At 65.8% G+C, this 18,169-nt stretch carries 18 protein-coding genes and 1 pseudogene; 4 read left to right on the top strand and 15 right to left on the bottom strand.

Features of this window, described 5'->3' with window-relative positions; all coding sequences use genetic code 11:
* Positions 1-3: 3 nt before the first annotated feature.
* The gene (locus tag NIBR502772_RS09445; RefSeq protein WP_141139994.1) at positions 4-1,812 is read right to left on the bottom strand and encodes a proline--tRNA ligase; all 1,809 of its coding nucleotides are present in this window, start codon (positions 1,810-1,812) and stop codon (positions 4-6) included.
* Between the two features lie 461 nt (positions 1,813-2,273).
* Between NIBR502772_RS09445 and NIBR502772_RS09440 the strand changes: the two genes are divergently transcribed.
* From NIBR502772_RS09440 to NIBR502772_RS09430, 3 genes are read left to right on the top strand one after another with little or no spacing between them, the layout of a single operon-like run.
* A complete protein-coding gene (locus NIBR502772_RS09440) occupies positions 2,274-3,062 on the top strand; it encodes an ABC transporter ATP-binding protein (protein WP_141139993.1) in 789 nt (262 codons plus the stop codon).
* A gap of 8 nt (positions 3,063-3,070) precedes the next feature.
* Entirely contained in the window at positions 3,071-3,814 is a 744-nt protein-coding gene (locus tag NIBR502772_RS09435; protein WP_056348486.1) for an ABC transporter permease, read from the top strand.
* Complete coding sequence (locus tag NIBR502772_RS09430; protein WP_141139992.1) at positions 3,811-4,536, top strand: TetR family transcriptional regulator; 726 nt, start codon at positions 3,811-3,813, stop codon at positions 4,534-4,536. The genes NIBR502772_RS09435 and NIBR502772_RS09430 overlap by 4 nt, the downstream gene beginning before the upstream one ends.
* On the opposite strand, the pseudogene NIBR502772_RS09425 reads toward NIBR502772_RS09430, so the two are convergent.
* The 9 genes and pseudogenes from NIBR502772_RS09425 to NIBR502772_RS09385 all read right to left on the bottom strand — a co-directional run bounded on the left by NIBR502772_RS09425 (position 4,520) and on the right by NIBR502772_RS09385 (position 12,279).
* Positions 4,520-5,409 (bottom strand): annotated as a pseudogene (locus tag NIBR502772_RS09425) (GNAT family N-acetyltransferase). The gene NIBR502772_RS09430 and the pseudogene NIBR502772_RS09425 overlap by 17 nt on opposite strands.
* Positions 5,372-6,538: a flavodoxin-dependent (E)-4-hydroxy-3-methylbut-2-enyl-diphosphate synthase gene (gene ispG / locus NIBR502772_RS09420; protein ID WP_104063099.1), complete on the bottom strand. Its 1,167-nt coding sequence runs from the start codon at positions 6,536-6,538 to the stop codon at positions 5,372-5,374. Before ispG ends, NIBR502772_RS09425 begins: the two are co-directional and overlap by 38 nt.
* Positions 6,539-6,584: 46 nt before the next feature.
* Complete coding sequence (locus tag NIBR502772_RS09415) at positions 6,585-6,878, bottom strand: YciI family protein (protein ID WP_141139991.1); 294 nt, start codon at positions 6,876-6,878, stop codon at positions 6,585-6,587.
* A gap of 55 nt (positions 6,879-6,933) precedes the next feature.
* Positions 6,934-7,458 carry a hypothetical protein gene (locus tag NIBR502772_RS09410; protein WP_141139990.1) on the bottom strand — a complete coding sequence of 175 codons (525 nt, stop codon included), beginning with the start codon at positions 7,456-7,458 and terminating at the stop codon, positions 6,934-6,936.
* Positions 7,455-8,120, bottom strand: coding sequence for a MarR family transcriptional regulator (locus NIBR502772_RS09405; RefSeq protein WP_141139989.1), 666 nt, complete (start codon positions 8,118-8,120; stop codon positions 7,455-7,457). The genes NIBR502772_RS09410 and NIBR502772_RS09405 overlap by 4 nt, the downstream gene beginning before the upstream one ends.
* A gap of 87 nt (positions 8,121-8,207) precedes the next feature.
* Positions 8,208-8,903 (bottom strand): hypothetical protein, encoded by a 696-nt coding sequence (locus NIBR502772_RS09400; RefSeq protein ID WP_141139988.1) that lies wholly within the window; start codon positions 8,901-8,903, stop codon positions 8,208-8,210.
* Positions 8,904-8,951: 48 nt separating this feature from the next.
* The gene (locus tag NIBR502772_RS09395) at positions 8,952-10,283 is read right to left on the bottom strand and encodes an RIP metalloprotease (RefSeq protein ID WP_141139987.1); all 1,332 of its coding nucleotides are present in this window, start codon (positions 10,281-10,283) and stop codon (positions 8,952-8,954) included.
* Between the two features lie 18 nt (positions 10,284-10,301).
* Complete coding sequence (gene dxr, locus NIBR502772_RS09390) at positions 10,302-11,486, bottom strand: 1-deoxy-D-xylulose-5-phosphate reductoisomerase (RefSeq protein WP_141139986.1); 1,185 nt, start codon at positions 11,484-11,486, stop codon at positions 10,302-10,304.
* Positions 11,487-11,532: 46 nt separating this feature from the next.
* On the bottom strand, positions 11,533-12,279 hold the full coding sequence (locus tag NIBR502772_RS09385) for a sulfite exporter TauE/SafE family protein (protein ID WP_246848749.1): 747 nt from the start codon (positions 12,277-12,279) through the stop codon (positions 11,533-11,535).
* Positions 12,280-12,325: 46 nt separating this feature from the next.
* Here NIBR502772_RS09385 and NIBR502772_RS09380 point away from each other — a divergent pair, with 46 nt between their 5' ends.
* Positions 12,326-13,792, top strand: coding sequence for a lipase maturation factor family protein (locus NIBR502772_RS09380; protein ID WP_141139985.1), 1,467 nt, complete (start codon positions 12,326-12,328; stop codon positions 13,790-13,792).
* A gap of 96 nt (positions 13,793-13,888) precedes the next feature.
* On the opposite strand, the gene NIBR502772_RS09375 is transcribed toward NIBR502772_RS09380, so the two are convergent.
* From NIBR502772_RS09375 to NIBR502772_RS09355, 5 genes are all read right to left on the bottom strand, one after another.
* Positions 13,889-14,728, bottom strand: a complete 840-nt coding sequence (locus tag NIBR502772_RS09375) for a CoA ester lyase (protein WP_141139984.1) — start codon at positions 14,726-14,728, stop codon at positions 13,889-13,891.
* Entirely contained in the window at positions 14,725-15,339 is a 615-nt protein-coding gene (locus NIBR502772_RS09370) for a MaoC family dehydratase (protein WP_246848748.1), read from the bottom strand. Before NIBR502772_RS09370 ends, NIBR502772_RS09375 begins: the two co-directional genes overlap by 4 nt.
* A complete protein-coding gene (locus NIBR502772_RS09365; RefSeq protein WP_056348326.1) occupies positions 15,336-16,103 on the bottom strand; it encodes a CoA transferase subunit B in 768 nt (255 codons plus the stop codon). The genes NIBR502772_RS09370 and NIBR502772_RS09365 overlap by 4 nt, the downstream gene beginning before the upstream one ends.
* A 2-nt stretch (positions 16,104-16,105) precedes the next feature.
* Positions 16,106-16,900 carry a CoA transferase subunit A gene (locus tag NIBR502772_RS09360; RefSeq protein WP_141139983.1) on the bottom strand — a complete coding sequence of 265 codons (795 nt, stop codon included), beginning with the start codon at positions 16,898-16,900 and terminating at the stop codon, positions 16,106-16,108.
* A gap of 104 nt (positions 16,901-17,004) precedes the next feature.
* Positions 17,005-18,168 (bottom strand): acyl-CoA dehydrogenase family protein, encoded by a 1,164-nt coding sequence (locus tag NIBR502772_RS09355; RefSeq protein ID WP_141139982.1) that lies wholly within the window; start codon positions 18,166-18,168, stop codon positions 17,005-17,007.
* Position 18,169: the final 1 nt, after the last annotated feature.

The raw sequence follows: 18,169 nt of genomic DNA, 5'->3' as shown, positions 1-18,169 counted from the left end.
AGGTCAGCTGCGGACGGCGTTGACCACATAGTCAACGGCCTTGTCCACGGCCACGTTCTCGGCTTCGCCAGTGCGGCGGTCCTTGATTTCCACAACGCCGTCCACCAGGCCGCGGCCGACGGCCAGGATGGTGGGGACGCCGACGAGTTCCGCGTCGCCGAACTTTACGCCGGGCGAGACCTTGGGCCGGTCGTCATAGATGACGTCCAGGCCTGCGGCCTCAAGTTCCAGGGCCAGCTGCTCGGCGGCGGCAAAGATTTCCTCGCCGCGGCCGACGGCCACCACGTGGACATCTGCCGGGGCGACGGCGCGGGGCCATATCAGGCCTTTGGCATCGTGGTTGGATTCGGCCAACGCCGCGACAGCGCGCGTGACACCGACACCGTAAGAGCCCATGGTGACCACCACCTGCTTGCCGTTCTGGTCCAGGACCTTCAGGTCCAGGGCCGCGGCGTACTTCCGGCCCAGCTGGAAGATGTGGCCCATTTCGATGCCGCGGGCGGTCTCGAGCGGACCGGAACCGTCCGGAGCTTCGTCGCCGGCGCGCACGTCGGTGCACTCGATGACGCCGTCCCAGGCGAAGTCGCGTCCGGCGACGAGGCCGAAGACGTGCTTTCCGGCCTCGTTGGCGCCGGTGACCCAGGCGGAGCCGCTGACGACGCGGGGATCCACCAGGTAGAGGAGCTTGGACGAGCCCTCGGTGCCCAGCAGCGGCGCGTCCAGGGACATACCGGGGCCGAGATAGCCCTTGACGATCAGGGGCTGCTTCTTGAGGTCGTCGTCGTTGGCGGCTTCGAGGGTGATTTCGCCGGCAATCGGCAGGAAGGACCCGATGTTGGCTTCGACGCGCTTGAGGTCAACGCCGCGGTCGCCGGGGAGACCGATGACGACGAGCTGGCGCTCCCCGGTGGGCAGCGTCACGGCGAGGACGACGTTCTTGAGCGTGTCAGCGGCGGTCCAGGCGCCGCCGTCGGCCTCTGTCCGCGGAGCGAGCTGGTTGGCAGCCTCCACGAGCGTATCGATGGTGGGGGTGTCCGGGGTGTCGCGGACCTCCGCGGCAGGGGCGTTGCTGAAGTCGATGTCCGCGGGAACCACCGTGGTGACGGCTTCAACGTTGGCTGCGTACCCTCCGGCGGAGCGCACAAAAGTGTCCTCACCGATCTCGGTGGGGTGCAGGAATTCCTCGCTCTTGGACCCGCCCATCGCACCGGCGGTGGCCGCAACGGGAACAACTTCCAGGCCCAGGCGCTCGAAAATCTTGAGGTAGGCGACGCGGTGGGCGGCGTAACTGGCGTCCAGGCCGGCGTCGTCCACGTCGAAGGAGTAGGAGTCCTTCATGATGAATTCGCGGCCACGGATCAAGCCTGCCCGGGGGCGTGCTTCGTCGCGGTATTTGTTCTGGATCTGGTAAATGCTCAGCGGCAGGTCCTTGTAGGACGAGTACAGGTCCTTGACCAGCAGGGCAAACATTTCCTCATGCGTGGGTGCAAGCAGGTAGTCGTTGCCCTTGCGGTCCTTGAGCCGGAAGATGCCCTCGCCGTATTCCGTCCAGCGGTTGGTGGCCTCGTAGGGTTCCTTGGGCAGCAGCGCCGGGAAGTGGACTTCCTGGGCGCCGATGGCCGCCATTTCCTCGCGGATGACCTGCTCCACCTTGCGCAGCACACTGAGGCCCAGCGGCAGCCAGGTGTAGATACCCGGCGCGGCCCGGCGGATGTACCCCGCCCGGATCAGGAGCCGGTGGCTGGCCACCTCGGCATCGGCGGGATCTTCACGCAAGGTGCGCAGGAAAAGCTGGGACATTCTTGTGACCAAGGGTGGGTATCCGTTTCTGGGACTAGCTGCTGGAAATGCAGGACAGGGCAATTCTTCTGGGTACTAATCTACCGGCAAATCCACGCCCGGCCCGGCGGCGGAACCTGAGCCGGGCCAGAGTAAGCCGGGCCTGAGACAGGCGCGGACCCGGATGCGGGGCCTTGCTGGGGGCTGGACGGGGCGGAACGCAATAGAGCCACGCCCTGCATGCAAAGCCCCTGGCCGTAAACGGCTGGTCATTACATGCGGACGTGGCTCCATGGCCGTTGACGCCTAGGTACTGGTGAGGACTGGTGAGACCGCCCACCCACTCCAGCGCAGCTAGATCGAACATATGTGATAGCCGACACATCCACAAGGGTTTTTCCATTCGAAGTAATTGACGGCCGCCTTTGGCAGGTCTAGTTTGAATTCATCACCTGGTGAATTCAAACGCGGACTCCCAGCATTCGGAGGCATTAATGTCCCATTCAGCAGCTACCGCCCCGGCCGTCGCGGAAGCCAGCATCGCTGTGGCCGCCACTGCCCTGCACGTCACACGGGGAAAGGTTCCCGTCCTGCGCGGCTTGGACTTTGCCATCCAGGCCGGCGAGATCACCGGGTTGCTGGGCCCGTCCGGCAGCGGCAAGACTACGCTCATGCGGGCCATCATGGGCGTCCAGGTGCTCACGTCCGGTTCGGTCCAAGTGCTGGGGCTGCCCGCCGGGCACCCTGACCTGCGACACCGGGTGGGTTACGTGACCCAGTCCCCCAGCGTGTATCCGGACCTCACGGTCGAAGCCAACGTCCGTTACTTCGGCGCCATGCACCGCAAGGGCCGCGCCGAGGCCGCGGAGGCGATCGCCGCCGTCGGGCTTGAACCGCAGGCGAGGCAGAAAACCGGTGACCTCTCCGGCGGAGAGCTGAGCCGGGTGTCGCTGGCCTGTGCCCTGGTGGCTCGCCCCAGCCTGCTGGTCCTGGATGAGCCAACCGTGGGCCTTGATCCGGTGCTCCGGGCTGACCTGTGGGACCGCTTCCGGTCCATGGCCGAGTCCGGGACCACCCTGCTGGTTTCCAGCCATGTGATGGAGGAAGCCAGCCATTGCGGATCACTCCTCCTGCTGCGGGAAGGAAAGCTCCTGGCGCAGCTAACGCCGGGGGAATTGAGCCGGCGCGGGCACAGTGCCGATCTGGAGAAGGCTTTCCTGCACATCATCCAGGACACCGCCGAAGTGCCCAGCGGTTCCCCCGAAAGGACGGTACGGTCATGAACCTGTTGATGCTGTTGGCCACCACCCGGCGCGTCCTGGACCAGCTCCGGCACGACCACCGCAGCATCGCGCTGATCCTGGTGGTCCCTGCGCTGCTCCTCACCGCCGTGTACTTTCTCTATGAGAATGAAACGCTGCCGCCGGGCGTGCCCAGGACTTTTGACCGGGTTGGCCTGATGATGCTGGCGATCTTCCCGTTTGTGGTTATGTTCCTGGTTACGTCCATCACGATGCTGCGGGAACGCACCTCGGGGACCCTGGAACGGCTGCTGACCACTCCCATCCACAAAGCGGACCTGCTGTTCGGCTACGGGCTGGCATTTTCCATCATGGCCGCCCTGCAGTCGCTGGTGGCGACCGCCGTCGCCTACTGGATCTTCGGGCTCGACATCCAAGGCAGCCCTGGACTGGTGGTCATGATTGCCGTGATCAATGCCGTTCTTGGCGTCGCGCTGGGGCTGCTCTGTTCGGCCTTCGCCCGGACGGAATTCCAGGCCGTGCAGTTCATGCCGGTGGTGGTGGTCCCGCAGATCCTGCTCTGTGGCCTCTTTGTGGCCCGCGAAAGGATGAACGAGGCCCTCGAGGCTGTGTCGAATGTCCTTCCACTGACTTTTTCGGTGGATGCACTCCAGGAGATCGCCGCCAACACCGAGCCCACAGACCAGCTGTGGATGGATGCCGGAGTCATCGTGGCCATTGTCCTGGCTGTCCTGGTGCTCGCATCCCTGACCCTGCGGCGGCGGACCGCGTGAACGGACAGCATGATCCGGCGGACGCCCCGGGTCCCGCAGGCAGCGCGGCTGGTACCGGCCGGCGGGGCCGGCGCGGCGGGACCACCGAGTCGAGGGAACAGATCCTGGACACAGCCCGGCGGCTTTTCGCCGAACACGGTTTCGAAGGGACCAGCCTGCGCCAGATCGCCCGGGAAACCGGCGTGGACCCCGCCATGATCCACCATTTCTTCAAGGGCAAGGACGAGCTTTTTGCGCTGAGTGTGGCACTGCCGGCCGACCCGGAGAAGGTCCTGGCGGGCGTCGACGGCTACTCGCCAGAGGACCGGGCAGACGCGATCGTGCGGGCCGTGCTGCGCTTGTGGGAGAGCCCGGCCCAGCACAGCCTGGTGGCCTTCCTCAGGGGGACCATCGGCTCCAAGGCCAAGACGTTGCTGCTGCGGGAACTGGTGCAGCGGACCATCCTCGGCCGGATCATGGCAGGAGTCCCCGGTCCGCCCGAAGAAGTGGCCATGCGCGGAAACCTTGTGGCCACGCAGATGGTTGGAGTGATGCTGGTCCGGTATGTGGTGCGCCTGGAACCACTCGCGTCTGCCTCGCCCGACGACATTGTGCGGCTCGTGGCTCCGAACGTCCAGCATTACTTGACGGGTGACCTGAAGCCGACGGGTGAACCGGCGGCAGGTGGCCTGAAAGGCGGCGACGCTGAGGCCAGCGAGCTGGCGGCTAGAACAGAACCGTAGCGAAGGTGCCAACCTGGCGGAAGCCCACGCGCTCGTACGTGGACCGCGCCCGGAGGTTGAAGCCGTTGACATAGAGGCTGGTGACGGGGGCAAGCGTGCGCGCCTTCTCCACCACGGCAGCCATGTAGCCGGCGCTCAGACCCTGTCCGCGGTAGCCGGGGTTCATCCATACGCCCTGGATCTGCGTGACGTCGGCCGTCACAGCTCCCAGCTCGGCCTTGAACACAACGTCGCCGGAGTCGTTGACGTGTGCCAATGAATGGCCTTGCCGGATGAGGCCTTCCACGCGGCGGCTGTAGAACTCCTTGCCCCGAGGAACGGCGAGTAGCCCACTTCCTCTTCGAACATGGCGGCGCAGGCGGGAAGGATCCGGTCAAAATCGGCCAGCCGGCCAAGCCCCAGATCCGCGTTCGGCTCCACCGACGGCGGCCCGCACAACGTCATCAGCGGCTGTTCATCCCGCACTTCGTGGGCCGCATGCCCCAGTTCAGCCAGCTCAGCATGGAGGGCAAGGACGGCATCCGCGGGACCAAAGGCGGAAGCGAAACGGCGGCCGGAATTGCTTGCTGCGGCAGCGACAAGCCCGGCAAATTCGGGGTCAAGCTGGACCGGGACCAGGTTTGCCCCTGCCCAGCACGCGCCGACCAGGATGCCGTCGTCGAAAACTCCCAGGACGCCGGCACCACCAGCAGTGGGCGCGGCAGAGCCCGCCGCCCGGAGGTGCGCCAGGATAAAGACATTGGCCACCGGATCCTGCGACGCCAGGCGCCGCAGGGCAGCGGTGTCCGCGCCGGCCAGGGTCCGGACGGATATCCCCGCCGGCGCGGCGTCCTCTTTATGAGACGCTAACCACGGGGCTACCCTTGACAGCATCTTCGCCATCGGCCTCCCCCATCTCTTCAGCTATGCGCATGGCCTCTTCGATCAGTGTCTCAACAATCTCGCTCTCAGGCACAGTCTTAATGACTTGGCCCTTCACAAAGATCTGCCCCTTGCCATTGCCGGACGCCACACCCAGATCGGCTTCGCGGGCTTCGCCCGGTCCGTTGACAACACAGCCCATCACTGCCACGCGGAGCGGAATTTCCATGCCTTCCAGCCCTGCGGTGACCTGTTCGGCAAGGGTGTACACGTCCACCTGGGCGCGGCCGCATGACGGGCAGGAGACGATTTCCAGTTTACGCGGACGCAGGTTCAGGGACTGGAGGATCTGGTTTCCCACCTTGATTTCCTCCACCGGAGGCGCCGACAGGGAAACCCTGATGGTGTCGCCGATGCCCTTGGCCAGGAGCGCCCCGAAGGCTGTGGCGGACTTGATGGTGCCCTGGAAGGCGGGCCCGGCTTCGGTGACGCCCAGGTGCAGGGGCCAGTCGCCCTGCTCGGCCAGCATCTCGTAGGCAGCAACCATAATGACCGGGTCGTTGTGCTTGACCGAGATCTTGAAGTCGTTGAAACCGTGCTCTTCGAACAGCGACGCTTCCCAGACAGCGGATTCCACGAGTGCCTCGGGGGTGGCCTTGCCATACTTCTTCAGGATGCCGGGCTCCAGCGATCCGGCGTTGATGCCGATCCGGATTGAGGTCCCGTGGTCCTTCGCCGCGCGAGCGATTTCCTTGACCTGGTCATCGAATTTGCGGATATTGCCCGGGTTCACCCGCACTGCCGCGCAGCCGGCCTCAATCGCCGCGAAGACGTACTTCGGCTGGAAGTGGATGTCGGCAATAACAGGGATCTGGGACTTGCGAGCGATGATTGGCAGGGCCTCTGCATCATCGGCCGACGGGCAGGCGACGCGCACAATGTCGCAACCGGAGGCGGTGAGTTCCGCGATCTGCTGCAGGGTGGCGTTGATGTCCGTGGTGGGCGTGGTGGTCATGGACTGCACACTGATGGGCGAGTCCGAACCGACCCCGACGGAACCCACTTTGATCTGCCGCGTCTTGCGGCGGGGGGCGAGAACGGGCGGCGGTGCTGACGGCATTCCCAGGCTGACCGAGGTCACGTGGACTCCTTGGGTAGGTGTTTCGGTAGTAAAAAGGGTCCGGGAATCAGGATGCGTGCGCGGCCAGGAGGCCGATCACGGGAGTCCACTCGGTGGTCCGGATCCCGGCAATGGTGCCGGCGACGGCGAACGGGTCCTGCTTGAGGAGATCGTTCAGCTCGGTTTCGTCCTGGACCTTGAAGATCAGCAGGGCGCCCGCCCCGTCACCGTAGGGTCCGCTGGTCAGCAGTTGGCCCTCGTCCGCCAGACCCGCCAGCCAGGCGCGGTGCGCGGGGCGGTGGTCATCACGGACGGCGGAGGAATCGGCGGCGTACACATACTCAACGGCAAAAACAGTCATAAGGACACCCTATCCCCAGGGGTGGGCTGTCGCCGATCCGGGCAGTCGGCAAGACTCACTGCAGGAGCACCACCTTGATCACCGCCGCCGTTCCCGCAGCCCACAGCATGGACGTGAGCGTTCCGATGATGAACCGCTCCGCAGCCACGGGGGTCTCCTTCAATTCGGCGAACCTGCCCAGGCCCTTGATGGCCACGATGTAGGCAATGGCCACCGGCTGTCCGGTCAGGATGGCCACGCAGACGCCCAGGCGTTCCAGGACACCGATGATTGCCCCGCCGCGGAGGATCCGCTGGGCCGGCAGCGCGGGCGCCGGCTGAGGGGCGTCAGACGGCGCCTGGCCGCCACCCGTGGTCAGCTCGCCGTCGACGGTTTGCCCCGTACCGGCCCGCGGGGCTTCCGAAACTGTGTCCACCGTGACATCGGCTGAAGGGTCCTGGGCTGATGCGTCCCGGTCCGATTTGGTGGCTGCGTCCGCTTTGTCGTCAATGGTCCTGGCGAGCCGGAACACCAGTGCGGTCACAGGCCATCCTGCGAATCCGGCCACCAACAGGGCAACTGCGATCCAGAGTGCGTTCACCGGTCTCCTTCAATCTGGGAATGGGCGTGGTCCAGGAGCATGGCCGCGGCAGGCCTGGCGGCCCATTCCTCAAGCCAGCCTGACCTGAGCACGGCACGGCTCACCGACTGCTCCGTGATTCCCAGTTCCTGGGCCACGCGTTTCTGGCTGCCGTGCTTTCCATCGCCGCCCTGGAGTGCGCGCAACCGGTCCACCACCCGCCACTGTGCTGGTGTGCGTTGCTGCACCACCCGTCCGATCAGGCGAAGCACCGCCTGGGCATTTGCAGTGGTCATGGCTCCTTCCTTGGCGTGGGGAGGCATCTCCCGTCCACGGCCAATACTGCCGGACACCACCGACAATGGCACGTGACCAGCCGAGCCCTTGGCGAGTTCCACGGCCTTTCGCGCTGCCACAAAGCCGCTCCCGGAACCTTCCCGGGGGCTTCCGCCCGGGGTGAGCTGTACGGCCCCGATCCCGATCCCGACGTACCAGTGCCCGCTCCGGAGCGCGTACAGGGCGATCTCCACCACGTCCTCGGCATGTTCCACCACACCCTGGAGTTCATCACCCACGGACCGTTCGAAGGGCGCCGGTGTGAGGGTGCGCAGTGCGGCGATCAGATCGGGAACACGGTCGACGTCGGCAGTGCTGCCTCGCTGGTCGATGGTCAGTACGTACATGCCCTAACCGTACGCAGGTGATCACTCATAATCAATCAAAAATAGCTGATTATTAAATATCAGCCAATAAAGGCTGATTTGCTGGAATCACCCGATCCGGTCAGGCGCTGCCGTGGCCTGCCGGGATCCGCTCCAGGCGATCCACCCGCCGGCGCCTGCCATCAGTACGGCCCCGGCGGCCTGGGACGGCAGGCTGCTTCCCGTAGTTGCCTGCCCCAGGACAACGCCCAGGACGTAGAACACCACAGCGCCGGCCACCCAGAGGGCCCCGGCCCAGCGCGGCAGCACGTGGGAACGCCATACCGCGATCCCCAGCAGCACCGTGCCAACGAATGCGAGCAGCAGGCCCAGCAGGAACGCCCCGGTCATGGATGCCGGGAATTCCAGCTGCATCACGTCCTGGTTTCCGCCCAGGTATGCCTTTCCGATGGCGGGGGTGGCAAACGTGGAAATCACCGCCGGCACAAGCAGCAAAGCCGTGCCGGCAACAGCTGTGACCATCGAGGCGATTGCCAGGCGCCCCGTCCTGCTGTTGGCCATGGAACAGCCCAAAGCAAAGAGACCGAACAGGGCCAGGATGGTGCCTGTGGTACTGCCGAAAAGATGGCTGAACTGGTACGCATCGGAGCTGACAAAACGGGCCCACGCCTCCGGGTCCTTCGCCTGGTCCGGCTGCGGGTCCAGCGTGGACCAGGCGGTGACAAGCCACGAGACAGGCAGCGCCCACAATCCGGCCTGGATCCAGCGGCTGATGCTCTTTGATTGGACGGCGAACGTGGCCATGTTTCATGGTAGATCCAGGACATCCGTCCAGCCAGACGTCCGCAGGAGTCAGCCGAACAGGTTCACCGGCTTCACGATGTCGGCATAGATCAGCAGCAAACTCATGCCCATCAGCAACGTGGCCACCACGTAAGTCACGGGAAGCAGTTTGGCGATGTCGAAAGCGCCCGGATCCGGTTTGCCGAACAGCTTGGCCACCCGTCGCCGCGCCCCCTCGTACAGCGCTCCGGCCACGTGGCCGCCGTCGAGCGGAAGCAGCGGGATCAGGTTGAAGACCGCAAGCGCAAAGTTCAAGCCGGCGAGCAGCCCTACCAGTGCCCCGATCCTGGACTGCAGCGGCACTTCCTCCATGGCCGCCACTTCACCGGCCACGCGCCCCACGCCCACCACACTGATGGGGCCGTTGGGGTCGCGATCTTCCTCGCTGAAGGCCGCCTTGGCAACACCCACCACCCGGGCGGGCAGATTGAAGACGACGCCAGCCACTTGCTTGATGTTTTCGCCCGCCATGGGCAGGACGGACGACGCCGGCTGGGGAACCAGTTCGGTCTGCGCGCCGATGCCCAGGAAGCCGACGTCCTGGTACAGGAGGGTGCCGGCGTCGTCCTTTGCCTGGCGTCCGTCCACGCCGACGACGGGGCGGGCGGAGAGCACCGGCGTCACCGTGGTGGTGACGGGCGCGCCGTCGCGCTCCACAGTGATGCTGACTTCCCTGCCCGCGGAGGCCCGGATCCATTCGGTCAGCTCGTCCCAGCCGGTGACAGCTTTCCCGTCAAAGGAGGTGACCACGTCGTTAGGCAGGAGCCCGGCAGCGGCCGCGGGGGTCAGCTTGCAGTCCGGGGAATCGGGATCAACGGTCTCGCCGGCCGCCACCTGGCATTTGGAGACGTCGGCGATGGTGGTGGTGGCCGTGGCCATGCCGAAGCCCATCAGCAGGACGGCGGTCAGGACCACACCGATCAACAGGTTCATGGCCGGCCCGCCCAGCATCACGATGATTTTCTTCCACACCGGCAGCCGGTAGAACACGCGGTTTGCGTCCTCCGGGCCCACTTCCTCGTGTGCCATGGACCGGGCTTCCGTGGCCAGTGTCTGGAACATGCCGGTGCTGGAGGGGCGGACGGTTCCGTCGTCCTTGTTGGGCGGATACATGCCGATCATGGACACGTAGCCGCCCAGCGGGATCGCTTTCACGCCGTATTCGGTCTCGCCCTTCCGCTTGGACCACAGGGTGGGGCCGAAGCCGATCATGTACTTGGTGACACGCACCTTGAACAGCTTGGCGGGCACCAGGTGCCCCACTTCGTGCAGCGCAATGGACACGGCAATGCCGATCGCCACAAAGACGACGCCGAGGATAAAGAGGAGGACGGGGCTCATGCGTGGATCTGCTGCTTCCTAGAGACTGCTGACTGCTAAACGTTCGTGGGCACGCGTGCGTGCCCAGTTTTCAGCATCCAGTACCGACTCCAGCGTCAGCCCGGAGGATCCTGAATGTTCGCTGAGGACAGCATCGATGGTGTCCACGATTTCGGTGAAGCGGATGCGTCCCGAGTGGAACGCCATGACCGCTTCCTCGTTTGCCGCGTTGAAGACGGCGGGAAAAGTACTCCCCTGCTTCGCGGCGTCCTTGGCCAGGTCCACGGCCGGGAAAGCGACGGTGTCCAGGGGTTCGAACGTCCAGCTGGTGGCTTTGGTCCAGTCACACGGGGAGGCCGCTTTGGGGACCCTGTCCGGCCAGCCCAGCCCTAAGGCAATGGGGAGGCGCATGTCCGGCGGGGACGCCTGGGCGATGACGGACCCGTCAATGAACTGGACCATGGAGTGGACCACCGACTGCGGGTGGACCACAACGTCGATCCGGTCCAGCGGCACGTCGAACAGCAGATGCGCCTCGATAAGCTCAAGGCCCTTGTTGACGAGCGTGGCCGAGTTGGTGGTGACCATCAGCCCCATGTCCCACGTGGGGTGCGCCAGGGCCTCTTTCGGCGTCACGTCGTGGAGCTGTTCCCTTGTCCGGCCGCGGAAAGGCCCTCCGGAGGCCGTCAGGATGAGTTTCTCAACTTCGGCCGCGGAGCCGGAGCGCAGGCACTGCGCTATCGCTGAGTGCTCGGAATCCACCGGCACGATCTGTCCCTCGCGGGCGGCGGCCTTGACAAGCGCTCCGCCGACGATCAGCGATTCCTTGTTGGCCAGCGCCAGCGTTGCACCTGATTTCAGGGCGGCGAGGGTCGGGGCGAGCCCGATGGAGCCGGTAATGCCGTTGAGCACCACGTCCGCTTCTACCGCGGCGATGCGGGCCGAGGCGTCCGGGCCGGCGATGATTTCGGGGCGGTAGTCCTGCCGCCCGGCGAGGCGGGCAGCCTCGGAGATCAGGTCCTGCAGCTTGCGCGGATCCCCTGCGGCGATGCCCACAGCGGCGGCACCGGTGTGGACGGCCTGGCGGGCCAGGAGCTGCAGGTTCCCTCCGCCGGCACTGAGCGCCACTACCTCAAATAGGTGCGGGGCGCCGTCGACGACGTCAATCGCCTGGGTGCCGATGGAACCGGTGGATCCGAGGATGACGATTCTGCGAGGCTGCATTGGTTAAGTATCCCGCACCACGGCCCGCACGTGGCCCGCGGTCCGGTCAGCCCGCCGCCAGCTCGATGAAACCCTTGGCCAGCGTGGACACGGCTCCGATGTAGGCGATGGCCACAACGATCCGCCGCACGGCAGCGGGTTTGACCTTGCCGGACAGCAGATCGCCTGCGATGATTCCCGCCACCATGGCGGCCAGGATGCTGAGCCATTGCCAGCCGTCCAGGCCGGGAACATGTCCCCCGGATAGTACGTACTTGATCACCAGGGAAGACAGTCCGGTGGTCACGAAATAGGGCTGGAGGGTGGCGCCGAAACTCTTCTGCTCCCAGCGGGTGGCAATGGCGTACGCGGTGATGGCCGGTCCGCCGACGCCCGCTGCCGCGTTCATCAGTCCGCTGGTGAAGCCGAGGGAGACCATGGGAACGGGGCCACTGGCGCGCCAGGAGCTGCGGGTCAGCCGTTGCGAAGCCAGCAGGGCGATGATGAGGAGGATGCCGATGCAAATCTCCAGCGGCGCTTCGGCCACGTTGCTGGCCAACCAGGCACCCGGCACTACCCCTACGAGGGCCGCGAGCGCCAGTCCGAAGTAGCGCTTCCACTCCACATGCCGCCAGACCCTGGAAAGGATCAGGAGGGATGAGGCTGCGCCGCACAGGTTGATGATCATGACGCCGTCGAAGGGACCGAGCAGCACCACCAGGACGGGAGAGACGAGAAGGCCGAATCCGAGGCCGGCCAGCCGCTGGGCCAGTGCCCCTGCAACAACGGCAATGAGCACCAATGCAAACACCATCCGATCCTAGTGGGCGGACAGCGACGCCGGGCGTAACGTGGATTGCGTGGACTGGGTTTCCTGGTTCGATGCGCCGGAGTACGGATTCGCCCGGCAAGTGCTGCAGCGAGGTGTGGCGGCACTGTTCTTCGTTGCGTTCCTGTCCTCCCTGAACCAGTTCCCTGCACTGCTGGGCGAACGTGGCCTGTTGCCGGTTCCGGACTATCTGGAGGGGTTCAGCGTGCGCCGGCGGCCCACGCTGTTCCGTTGGCGCTATTCGGACCGGCTGCTGCGTGGTGTCTGCCTCACCGGACTGGCAATTTCCGCCCTCCTGGTGGCCGGCATCCCCCAGCTTGGGCCGCCGTGGGTTCCGCTGATCGCATTTCTGGCCCTGTGGCTGCTTTACATGTCGATCGTCAACGTGGGGCAGACGTTTTATGGCTTCGGCTGGGAAATGCTGCTGCTGGAGGCCGGGTTCACGGTGGCCTTCCTTGGCTCGGATCAGACGGAGCCGCCGCGCACCATCCTGATCCTGTTGGCCTGGCTCGTGTTCCGGCTGGAGTTCGGCGCCGGGATGATCAAGATCCGCGGCGGCCGGGAGTGGCGTGACCTGACCGCCCTCTACTATCATCATGAAACGCAGCCGATGCCGGGGCCGCTGAGCCGCCAGGCTCATCTCCTGCCCAAACCCTTCCACCGGCTGGAGGTCCTGGGGAACCATTTCGCCCAGCTCGTGGTGCCGTTCTTCCTCTTCGCTCCGCAACCCGTGGCAAGCGCCGCCGCGGGAATCATCATCTTCACCCAGCTGTGGCTGGTGGCCAGCGGCAACTTCGCGTGGCTGAACTGGATGGCCATTGTGCTGGCCTTCGCCGCGGTCAGCGACCCCGTGGCCCACGCCGTATTGCCGTTCCTGCCGCTGGACGGGGATCCTGAGGAAGGCAGCCGCGGCAGTCCCCCGTACTGGCTTGCCATCACCCTGGTGGCCACAATGCTGCTGGTAGTCCTCAGCTACTGGCCCGTGCGCAACCTGCTCTCCAAGGGGCAGCTGATGAATGCCAGCTTCAACCGCTGGCAGCTGGTCAACACGTACGGCGCGTTTGGTACCGTGACCAAGCACCGCGTCGAGATCGTGGTGGAGGGCACCCTGGACGAAGAACCTGAGGACTCCGCGGACTGGCGCGAATATGGGTTTAAGGGCAAACCCGGGGATCTTCGCCGGCTGCCCCGCCAGTGGGCGCCCTACCACCTGCGGCTGGACTGGCTGATGTGGTTCCTGCCGTTGCGCACCGTCCACGAGGAGTGGTTTTACGCGTTCCTCACGAAACTGCTGGAGGCGGACCAGCGGACGCTGCGGCTACTCCGCGCCGACCCGTTCGACGGCGATCCGCCGCGCTGGGTGCGTGTCAACAGCTACCTGTACCGTTTCGCCACCAGGGCTGAGTTCCGGGAGACGGGCGAGCGCTGGGTGCGGATGCCGCTCTATGAGGCCATCCCGCCGCTTTCGCTCGGCGGTTCCCGCCGCCGGCGGCGGTGATTCGGTGCCCCGGCGATTCGGTGCCCCGGCGATTCGGTGCCTTGTGATTCGGGGCTCTTGTGATTCGGGGCTCTTGTGATTCCTGCCGTCGTGGCCCTAGGAGCGGATGCCTGCCCGGCGGATGGTGGCTTCGGCGTGCTTGAGGATGGGGCCGTCGATCATTTTGCCGCCATGCTGGAACACGCCGGATCCGGCAACAGCGGCGACCTGCAGCAGTTCTGTGGCGGCGGCGACGTCGGCCTCGGACGGGGCGTAGGCGCCCCGGACAACGGCCGCCTGCGTGGGATGGATGCAGGCTTTGGAGCCGAATCCTGACGCTGCGGCATCAGCGGCCTCCAGAGCCAGCCCGTCAAGGTCCGGGATGTTGACGTACACGGCATCCACGGCTTCTTTCCCGAAAGCCCGGGCGGCGAGCAGCACCGCGGACCGGGCATGCAACGCCACGGCGCGGTAGCCGCCGTCGTCCGCTCTGCTGGACGTACCGCTGAGGGAAGCCAGGAGGTCCTCGGCGCCCCACATCAGTGCCACCACGTTGGGGGCCGCCGCGATGGCGGGCGCGTTCAGGACCCCGACGGCGGTCTCGCACAGGGCGATGACGTGGTAGTCCGCCAGGGCTTCGAGCTGGGCCGCACTCTCAGCCTTGGCCAGCATCACCGTGCGGTACGGGGTGTGGGCCAGGCAGTGCAGGTCCTTCTCGAACTCGTCGGTGCCCGCCGGATTGATCCTGATGATGGTGCGGCTGGGGTCAAGTTCGGGCCCCTCCCCGGCAGCGCCCAGCTGGGCCAGGATGGCGCCGCGCGCCCGCTGCTTGTCCGCGGGTGCCACCGCGTCCTCGAGGTCCACGATGACAGCGTCGGCGCGTTGGGCGGCCTTGGGGAAGCGCTCCGGGCGGTCGGCAGGGCAGAAGAGCAGGGCGGGACCCATCACAAATGTCATACGGACATTGTCCTCTTTTCGGGGCCCGGCACGCTCCCCTTTTCAGCTCCCGCAGGCTGCACGTGTTGTCCAGAAGACTGCGCCACATGGGCGTCCCGGATCCACATCAGGCAGCTCCGTGTGGCCAGCGCCACCACTGTGTTGTCCTGGTTCCGCCCGGTGTGGTGCATAGTCACAATCCCCTGGCCGGGTCGCGATCCCGAGAGCCGTTTGCCGGTGATCACCGTCTCGGTGTAGAGCGTGTCCCCGTGGAACAGCGGGTGCGGGAAAGAGACGTCCGTCAGGCCCAGCTGGGCGATGATCGTGCCCTGGGTGAGCTGCGATACTGACTGCCCCACCAGGGTGGACAGCGTGAACATGGAGTTGACCAGGCGCTGGCCAAACGGCTGCCCTGCGCTCCAGGCGGCATCGAGGTGCAGAGCCTGGGTGTTCATGGTGAGCGTTGTGAACAGGACGTTGTCCGCCTCGGTCACGGTGCGGCCGGGCCGGTGCGCGTAGACAACGCCTTCTTCGAGTTCGTCAAAGTACAGGCCGCGCTGCTCGATGATGCGGGGGCCCTCGGCGGCTGCGCCCGGACCGTCAGGGGTTGAGCCCGCCGAAGCCCCGCTCATACGGTGAGCTCCTGGTCCTCTTCGAACAGCTCGGCGCCGGTGGCCGCGGCCACGTCCTCCACGGAGACGTTGGGGGCCAGTTCGCGCAGAACCAACCGGGACCGCCCGCCTTCGGTGACGACGTCGATCACGGCGAGGTCGGTGATGATCCGGTCCACGCAGGCCTTGCCGGTCAGCGGCAGCGAGCAGTGCTCCACGATTTTGGGGTTGCCGTTGCGGTCCACGTGTTCCATCATCACGATCACCTTCTTGGCGCCGAAGACCAGGTCCATGGCCCCGCCCATGCCTTTGACCATCTTGCCCGGGATCATCCAGTTGGCCAGGTCCCCGTTCTGCGCCACTTCCATGGCGCCGAGCACGGCCACGTCCACATGCCCGCCGCGGATCATGCCGAACGACGAGGCGGAGTCGAAGAACGCGGCCCCCTTGTTAACGGTGACGGTTTCCTTGCCGGCGTTGATGAGGTCCGGATCCACCGCATCCTCGCTGGGGTATGGTCCCACGCCCAGGATCCCGTTCTCCGAGTGGAGCACCACCTCGACGCCTGCCGGGATGTAGTTGGGAATGAGCGTGGGCATGCCGATGCCGAGGTTGACATACTGTCCGTTGCTGAGCTCCCGGGCCACCCGGGCGGCCAGTTCGTTGCGCGTCCACCCTTTGGCCTCCGGATTGGTGCCTTCCGGATGGCCGACGGTGGCACGCCGGTATTCGGGCCGTACGGCTTCGGGGCGGGGAGGCGCTCCCTGCGTGCTGTTGGACTCCATGGCTACGCTCCTGCCTGTTCGGTGGCGCTTTCGGTTCCGGCGGCCCGGGCAAGGGCGACGGTCCGCTTCTCGATCCGCTTCTCGCCGGCGGGCACAACCACCACACGCTGGACAAAGATGCCGGGAGTGTGGACGTGTTCGGGGTCCAGCTCCCCCGGTTCCACCAGCTCCTCCACCTCGGCGATGGTGATTTTTCCCGCCATGGCGCAGAGCGGGTTGAAGTTCATGGCGGTGGCGTGGAAAACCAGGTTGCCGTGGCGGTCGCCCTTCCAGGCGTGGACCAGTCCGAAGTCGGGTGTCAGGGATTCCTCGAGGACATAGTCCACTTCATTGAACGTCCGGACTTCCTTGGCGGCAGAGGCGATGGCGATGCCGCCGTCGGCGTCGTACTTCTGCGGCAGGCCGCCGTCGGACACCTGCGTGCCGACCCCCGCCTTGGTGTAGAAAGCGGGGATCCCGGCGCCGCCGGCCCGGAGCTTTTCCGCCAGCGTCCCCTGCGGGGTGAGGACCACCTCAAGCTCACCGGACAGGTACTGGCGCGCGAACTCCTTGTTCTCGCCGACGTAGGAACTGACAGTCCGCCGGATCTTGCCGTCACGGAGCAGGACGCCCAGCCCCCAGTCGTCCACGCCGCAGTTGTTGCTCACTGTCTCGAGGTCCTTGGTGCCGTGCCGGTGCAGGGCATCGATCAAGGCCACCGGGATTCCGCAGAGGCCGAACCCTCCCACCGCGAGCGACGCGCCGTCGGGAATGTCCGCAGTGGCTTCCTCGGCGCTGGCAACAACCTTGTTGATCATCGTTGGTCCTTTCAAGGGTCTCGACAGGCTCGACCACCGTTTTACAGCTCGACCACCGGGTAACAGGCTCGACCACCGCGTGGCATTCCCGACCAGCGGGCTGGTTACAGTCCGAGTTCGCGGGCGATGAGCATCAGCTGGACCTCCGTGGTGCCCTCCCCCACTTCAAGGATCTTGGAGTCGCGGTAGTGGCGTGCCACGGTGAATTCGTTGATGAAGCCATAGCCGCCGAATACCTGGGTGGCATCCCGCGCGTTGTCCATGGCCGCCTCGCCTGCGACCATCTTAGCGATGGCCGCCTGCGTCTTGAACCGCTTCCCGGCCAGCATTCTCGATGCGGCGTCGTAGTACGCCAGGCGGGCCGTATGGGCCCGGGCCTGCATGCGGGCGATCTTGAACGAGATGGCCTGGTACTTGCCGATGTGATGGCCGAACGCGCTGCGTTCCTTGGCGTACTTCACCGACAGGTCAACACAGCCCTGCGCCGCCCCCGTCGCCAAAGCCGCGATGGCGATCCGGCCCTCGTCCAGGATGGAAAGGAAATTCGCGTAACCCCGCCCCTCCGCACCGAGCAGGTTCGCTTCCGGCACCCGGACGTCCTTGAGCGTCAGCGGGTGCGTGTCCGAGGCGTTCCAGCCCACTTTGTTGTAGGCCTTCTCCGCCCTGAAACCCGGAGTGTCAGTGGGCACCAGGATGGTGGAAATCTGCTTCTTGAGGCTGCCATCCTTGCGTTCCTTCTGACCCGTCACCGCGGTGACCGTGACCAGACGCGTGATGTCAGTCCCGGAGTTGGTGATGAATTCCTTGTTGCCGTTGATCACCCAGTCGCCGTTCTCACGATGGGCGTGGGTTTTGGTCCCGCCGGCGTCAGAGCCTGCTTCCGGCTCCGTGAGTCCGAAGCCGGCGAGCGCCTTGCCCGAGGCCAGCAGCGGGAGCCACTCCTCTTTCTGGGCCTCGGTGCCGAACCGGTACACCGGCATTGCGCCGAGGGAGACGCCTGCTTCCAGCGTGATGGCCACGGACTGGTCCACCCGGCCCAGCTGTTCGAGGGCGAGTGCCAAAGCGAAGTAGTCCCCTCCCATCCCGCCGTGCTCTTCCGGGAACGGCAGCCCGAACAGGCCCATGTCCGCCATCTGGGACACCACCTCGTACGGGAAGCTGTGCTCCTCATCGTGCTTGGCCGAGACCGGCGCCACCACGTTGTCCGCGAAATCCCGGACGGTGTCGCTGAGGTCCTGGTATTCCTCACTGAGCTCAAAATCTGCCATG

This window comes from Pseudarthrobacter sp. NIBRBAC000502772 (genome assembly GCF_006517235.1).
In the GTDB taxonomy this organism is placed as follows: Bacteria; Actinomycetota; Actinomycetes; order Actinomycetales; family Micrococcaceae; genus Arthrobacter.
This window is presented reverse-complemented; position numbering and strand designations above follow the sequence as displayed.

What these genes read in the sequence shown, in the direction of transcription:
- NIBR502772_RS09440 (WP_141139993.1), top strand. Translation starts at nt 2,274, where the DNA reads ATGTCCCATTCAGCAGCTACCGCCCCGGCCGTCGCGGAAGCCAGCATC.
- NIBR502772_RS09435 (WP_056348486.1), top strand. Translation starts at nt 3,071, where the DNA reads ATGCTGTTGGCCACCACCCGGCGCGTCCTGGACCAGCTCCGGCACGAC.
- NIBR502772_RS09415 (WP_141139991.1), bottom strand. Translation starts at nt 6,878, where the DNA reads ATGACTGTTTTTGCCGTTGAGTATGTGTACGCCGCCGATTCCTCCGCC.
- NIBR502772_RS09405 (WP_141139989.1), bottom strand. Translation starts at nt 8,120, where the DNA reads ATGTACGTACTGACCATCGACCAGCGAGGCAGCACTGCCGACGTCGAC.
- NIBR502772_RS09400 (WP_141139988.1), bottom strand. Translation starts at nt 8,903, where the DNA reads ATGGCCACGTTCGCCGTCCAATCAAAGAGCATCAGCCGCTGGATCCAG.
- NIBR502772_RS09395 (WP_141139987.1), bottom strand. Translation starts at nt 10,283, where the DNA reads ATGAGCCCCGTCCTCCTCTTTATCCTCGGCGTCGTCTTTGTGGCGATC.
- dxr (WP_141139986.1), bottom strand. Translation starts at nt 11,486, where the DNA reads ATGCAGCCTCGCAGAATCGTCATCCTCGGATCCACCGGTTCCATCGGC.
- NIBR502772_RS09385 (WP_246848749.1), bottom strand. Translation starts at nt 12,279, where the DNA reads ATGGTGTTTGCATTGGTGCTCATTGCCGTTGTTGCAGGGGCACTGGCC.
- NIBR502772_RS09375 (WP_141139984.1), bottom strand. Translation starts at nt 14,728, where the DNA reads ATGACATTTGTGATGGGTCCCGCCCTGCTCTTCTGCCCTGCCGACCGC.
- NIBR502772_RS09370 (WP_246848748.1), bottom strand. Translation starts at nt 15,339, where the DNA reads ATGAGCGGGGCTTCGGCGGGCTCAACCCCTGACGGTCCGGGCGCAGCC.
- NIBR502772_RS09365 (WP_056348326.1), bottom strand. Translation starts at nt 16,103, where the DNA reads ATGGAGTCCAACAGCACGCAGGGAGCGCCTCCCCGCCCCGAAGCCGTA.
- NIBR502772_RS09360 (WP_141139983.1), bottom strand. Translation starts at nt 16,900, where the DNA reads ATGATCAACAAGGTTGTTGCCAGCGCCGAGGAAGCCACTGCGGACATT.
- NIBR502772_RS09355 (WP_141139982.1), bottom strand. Translation starts at nt 18,168, where the DNA reads ATGGCAGATTTTGAGCTCAGTGAGGAATACCAGGACCTCAGCGACACC.